This is a genomic window from Arsukibacterium sp. (genome assembly GCF_033722355.1).
Taxonomy (GTDB): Bacteria; Pseudomonadota; Gammaproteobacteria; order Enterobacterales; family Alteromonadaceae; genus Alishewanella.
Genome location: NZ_JAWVZF010000169.1, coordinates 1 through 5812 on the forward strand (window position 1 = coordinate 1; position 5812 = coordinate 5812).

General features: G+C 52.3%; 5 protein-coding genes. All 5 read right to left on the minus strand.

Features of this window, described 5'->3' with window-relative positions; genetic code table 11:
* A partial coding sequence (locus R3177_RS12620; protein WP_318971384.1) for an SDR family NAD(P)-dependent oxidoreductase occupies positions 1–563 on the minus strand: 563 nt, incomplete at its 3' end.
* A 103-nt stretch (positions 564–666) separates the two neighbouring features.
* On the minus strand, positions 667–1137 hold the full coding sequence (locus tag R3177_RS12625; protein WP_318971385.1) for a hypothetical protein: 471 nt from the start codon (positions 1135–1137) through the stop codon (positions 667–669).
* Entirely contained in the window at positions 1124–2275 is a 1152-nt protein-coding gene (locus R3177_RS12630) for a PepSY-associated TM helix domain-containing protein (RefSeq protein ID WP_318971386.1), read from the minus strand. The genes R3177_RS12625 and R3177_RS12630 overlap by 14 nt, the downstream gene beginning before the upstream one ends.
* A gap of 1 nt (position 2276) precedes the next feature.
* On the minus strand, positions 2277–4412 hold the full coding sequence (locus R3177_RS12635; protein WP_318971387.1) for a TonB-dependent siderophore receptor: 2136 nt from the start codon (positions 4410–4412) through the stop codon (positions 2277–2279).
* Between the two features lie 83 nt (positions 4413–4495).
* On the minus strand, positions 4496–5812 hold a 1317-nt coding region (locus R3177_RS12640; protein WP_318971388.1), incomplete at its 5' end, for a PLP-dependent aminotransferase family protein.

The window sequence follows — 5812 nt, forward strand, 5'->3', positions numbered from 1 at the left end:
GGGCTGATATCGCCGCCGTAACTAACCATTTCAGTCTGCACATAACCGGGGTGGTAAATGCCAACACTGATGTTGCGCGGCGCCAGATCGTTAGCCAGTGATACGCTGCCGGCATTTAAGGCGGCCTTAGCCATCCGGTAACCGTAATAGCTGCCTGAGCTGTTATCGCTGATCGAGCCCATCCGGCTGGTGATCATCGCTATTTTGCCGCCGTCTTTGATGGCCCCCAGTAACCGCTGGCTTAGCAGCAACGGCGCAATACTGTTTACCTGAAACTGTTTTAAGATGGTGTCATCATTAAAGTTATCCAGGGTTTCATTGCAGAAGATGCCGGCATTATTAATCAGCACATCTATGCTGTTTTTGGCAAATTTAGCCGCCGTTTCTTTGATTTGCTCTGGCTCAGTCAGTTCAACCCCGCTGTACAGGGTCACATCTAAATCAGCCAGCTCGGGCGAAGGCTGACGGCAAAGTACCGATACTTTGTCACCTTTTGCCAGATACTGTTTAACCAGTGCCAGACCAATTCCCCGGTTACCACCGGTAATAACGATATGTTGCATCTTGCTGCTCCTGCTAAAGGGTTATAGCAAAGATATCCGGCCAGGCTGCCAACAATTCAAGGCCAGCGTTCCGATCAAAGCTGGCGATTGACCTGGCAGCGGCTTATCGGGCGGCAAGTAATTCCGCTGGCACCGGCCAGCTGGTGGTCAGCACCTCGCCCTGCCAGGTTTGCAGGGTCAGCCAGACTTTATCGGTGGCGGCCAGTTGCGGTGGCGCGATGGCATGCACATGCTGACCATGGCGGCTGCCATGTAAAATACCCTCTTCATGCTGTTGCAGTTCTGCCAATGGCAGCGGCGCCGGGCCGATATTCAGATAACCCTGCCGGATAGCTGCGATATCCCCCTGACTGAAGCTTAAGTAAAAGTCTTTTACGTATTGATCATGATGAGCATACGGTGGCTTTAAATCCAGTGGCATCGGCGCGATTTCAAACTGGCCCAGCTGCTGGGCCGGCCAGGCCGGCGGGAACTCGGGGTTCAGCGAGTCATATAAAAACCACAGCGGTAGCAGCAGCACCAGACCATTTAATTTAAATTTATGCCGTTGCCAGAAACGGTTACTTTGCGCCATCCGGCACCTCCTGCAGATTTACAGCTGTGCGCCCTGCGCGAACGGCCTTAACGGTGCGGCTGCCCCAGATCATAAAGCCGGTGATTGACATGCCTGACAGGATCAGCCCGAATAAAAACCAGATGGCTTTGGTCCAGATCCCGCCAAGGGTGCCGTAGTGCAGCGGGTCGGCAATATGCATCACCGTTTGCAGCGCAGACATTGTTGCTGGCGACTTTTCATTGGCAATTTCGCCGGTCCAGGGGTTTATGCTCAGGTTGTAGGAATACTGATCATAAAAAATATGGTCGCCGCCGCCCATCAGGGTGTACATGCCGCGGTTATGCTCGGGCAACATTAAAAAGCTCGGTTGAAAGTCCGGGAAACGCTGCTGAGCGATCTGCATCGCTGCGGCAAAATCAACCGGCGCTGTGGTCTGGCTGGCTGGTAGCTCAGATACCGCAACCAGTGGCGCATGCGGTTCAATATCAATATCGGCATGCCACATCACCGCTTGTACCAGATACCACAGGCCAGTGGCGCTCATCACCATCAAAAACCAGATTGACCAGACCCCGGCCAGCCGGTGCAGATCGGTCAGTACCGTTTTTTTACCCTGATGCAAGCGCACCTTTGGCCGGGTAAAACTGCGCCAGAAGTTTTTGTAAATAACCAAGCCGGTAATTAAGGCGCCCAGCATGACGATAGCCATTGCCGACACCAGGTAATAACCTACGCTGTAGCCACTTTGCCACGGAAACAGCAACCAGCCATGCAGACTGCGCATAAAGTTAATAAAAGTCATGCCTTCATTAATCTGCTGAATGTCGCCGCTATACTGGTTAACGTAGGCAATCGCAAACGGTTTGTCATGGTCGGTAAAGGTAACTGCAGTCACCAGATAAGGCTCAAATACCATTACGCTGCCAACATCGGCTGTCGGGTAGGCCTGTTGCACCCTGGCAACCAGCTCGGCTACCGGTTTGGCCGGCAGCTTATCCGGATTGCTGGCGCGGGCCGCCGGGTTAGTCAGCCACGTGAGTTCATGGCTGAACACCGCTATGGTGCCGGTTAAGCAGACAAAGCAGAAGATCAGCCAGATTGGCAGCGAAAACCAGCCATGTAATTGAAACCAGAAACGATTGCTGAGTTTTGCCATGTTAGAACGACCAGGTTGCGCCGAAGCTGAAGTTACGTGGTGCACCATAGTTGTATTGTTGGGTTAAACCGTTGTAATAGGTTTCATCAAACAGGTTATGCACGTTCAGTTGTACTGAGAATTGCGCATTAATCTGATAACGCGCCATCAGATTAGCCAGCATAAAGCTGTCCTGCTTTATCTGATACGGCTGCCCGCTTAATGGCAGTGGAATAACGTCGCTAAAGGATTCACTTTCCCAGCTTAGTCCGCCACCCACTGTCAGGCCGGCCAGCGCATTAGCAAACTGATAGGTGGTGAACAGGTTCAGCTTTTTCCGCGGATGGTTAACATTAATGTCTGCGCCATCACGATCTTCAGCTGTAAATTGCGAATAGCCGGCGCTGATATTCCAGCTTTGGTTAACCCGACCAATCACTTCCAGCTCGAAGCCTTTGCTGGTCGCGCCTTTGGCAGCAAATGACGGAAAAAAGTTATTTGCCGGGTCATTAAATTCAGCATCGGCCTGGGCTAGATTATCCTGCTCAATCCGGAATACCGCGACAGCTGTTTGCAGCGCGCTGTTCAGATAACGGCTCTTCAGGCCAATCTCCTGGTTGCTGCCGACCACTGCGTCCAGGAACAAACCATTGCGATCGTAGGCATTTTGCGGGGTAAAAATTTCAGTGTGGCTGGCATACAACATATGCTGTTCAGCCACCTGATAGGTGACGCCGACATAAGGTACAAACTTATCGTCGCCAAAATCCAGCGCGGCGCCGTAGTTTAAACCAGCCCGCTGCCAATCGGTGTAGCGGCCACCGGCAATCAGCTTTAGCTGGTCGGTTACCGCAAACCGGGTAGCGGCATACAGGCCGGTCTGATCGGTATCCAGATCAACCGCTGGTACAGCGGTATCTGCCCAGGCAGGCTGAGCGACACTGCCATCCCACTGATAAAAGTTACCGGTAGAAGGCCAGTCCAGTGCCGCATAGGTTTGCACTTCTGATTGCTGTTTACTGTCTAAAGCCCCTGCCACAAACTCATGATCACGGCCAAGCAGGCGATAATTGCCCTGCAGCTGAATATCAATACTGGTTTGTTTGCTAAAGCCGTCACTGTTGTACGGCCAGGCGAACAGGCCTTCGCCGCTGTCTTTGTCAGCTGCGCCATAAATATAGAGCAGGCGGGTATCGGCGGTATTTTTATTATGGTTCAGGTTAACTTTCAGCTGCCAGCCGTTATTAAATTGCTGGGTTAAGCTGGCAAAATGGTTTTTACTGGTTGAATCCCAACGCGTCCAGTGGGCTGCTGTGGTGGTGCCTCTGTCCCAGTCAGTCGGCGTGTCATCGCTAAATAGTGGCGGTAATGCGCCCCAGGTCGAGGCTGTAGGATTGTTATCCTGATAACTACTGCCAAGGCTCAGTGAAATACCATGGTCAAAATCTGCATCGACTACGCCGTATAATACGGTTTTATCTTCTTTAGCCAAATCACGGAAACTGTCGCTAAGCTCCTTTTTGGCAACGATGCGGGCGCGCACATTACCATCGGCTGTCAGCGGTGTGCTGACATCAGTAGTCAGAAAACGTTTATTCCAACTGCCAATACCGCCATTAACGCTACCCGTAAGCTCACGGGCATTGGCATGTTTGCGCACCAGGTTAATAGAGGCTGAGGGTTCACCGACGCCGGTCAGCAGACCGGTGGCGCCACGCACGACTTCTATCCGCTCATAAATGGCGACATCGGTTATGGTTTCACCGGAGTCACCGGCCAGGCTCCAGGCCATAGGTACGCCGTCAAGCTGAAATTTATCGATATCAAAACCACGGGCACTGAAAGTGTTACGGGTGCTGTCAAAGGATTTTGATGTCAGCCCCGGCGTTTGCGTTACCGCATCAGCAATTGAACTGATATCTAAATCTTTAATCCGCTGCGCTGTCATTACGCTGACGGATTGCGGGGTTTCCAGCAAGGTTAATCCCAGTCCGGTGGCGGTATCAATGGTTTCATTTACCGTGTATTGACCACGCACAGTAATGGTTTCAATGGCTTTTTCATTATTTTTTGCCACATCTGCCGCTAAGGCGACTGTTGGCAGACAGGCCAGTTGTATGGCCAATGTCAGTTTTAATTTATTCATGGTTAACTGCATACTCACCTCCGGAAATGGCGATGATCATACAGTAATGATAACGATTATCAATACCATTTATATCTGAGATGTTAAGTATTATTTCAGGAACAATACAGCAGCTGCGCTTTCAACCGGCTGATGAATTGGCTTAGCCGGGTTTCATCCGCATCGGCAATCCCAATCACCAGGCCTCGTTGCGGTTCGTTTAAAAAACAATAGCGGCGGAATGGCTGCACTTTATAGCCGTGTTGATTCAGGTGCTGACACAATGCGACATCGTCAGTCAGGCCTGGCAGCAGCATTGTCAGATGCAGGCCGGCATCCCTGGCCAGGATGGTGCTGGTTGGAAAATGCTGTTGCAGTAACCTGATAGCCAGCTGTTTTTGCTGCTGATAAAGGCGGCGCATTTTGCGCAGGTGGCGGTTAAAGTGGCCTTCACTGATAAAGTCTGCCAGTACTGCCTGAGGTAATAGTGGTACATCGCCATGCAGTGCCTGCAAAATAGCACTGGCTTGGCCTGCCAGTGCAGAGGGGACGACCAGATAGCCGAGCCGTAGTGCCGGAAACAGGGTTTTACTGAAAGAGCCTGCAAACAGCACACCCTGGCCGTCAGCTAACCCCTGTAAACTGGCTATGGGCCGGTGCTGATATTGAAACTCGCTGTCATAATCATCTTCAACCAGCCAGCAACGCTCAGTTCGTGCCCAGTTAAGCAACGCAAGCCGCTGACTTAGCGGCATAATGCCACCACAGGGGTATTGATGGGAGGGGGTTAAAAACAGCGCTTTCGCTGCACTGCCCAGAGGTAAACAGGCAGGGTCCAGGCCGCAGGCACCGCCTGCAGGTACAAAGCCGATTTTTAACTCAGCCAGTTGCAATGCCTGTTTTAATCTGGGGTAACCGGGTGACTCCATCAGCACCCGCTGACCGCTGCTGGCAGTTAATTTAGCGGCAATAAATAACGCCTGTTGCGCGCCAGCAGTAATTAACACCGTCCTCTCATCACAGACCAGTTGCCTTGACTGGCGCAGATACTGCACGAGTGCCTGACGCAGCGGCAGGTAGCCGCTGGGGTCCGCCATGCCACACAACAGCGTGCGGGTAGCGTGACGCTGTTGTAATTGTTGCCATATCCTGAACGGAAATTGCCGGACATTGGTGACCCCGGGCTGCAACTGGCCATAGAATGCCGGTGCTTTCGCCGTTAAGCCATAATCCTGCGTCGGTAAGCCGGTGTTTGCTGCCACTGAGGTGTCGCTGGCGGCAAAAAAGGCGTCAGGTAAGGTTGTAACACTCTGATAACCGCGGCCTTGCTGTGCCACGATATAGCCCTCGGCAACCAGCTGCTGCAAAGCCTGCTGCACCGTGCTGCGGCTAAGGCCCAGATCAGTTGCCAGTTGCCGCTCTGATGGCAGCAA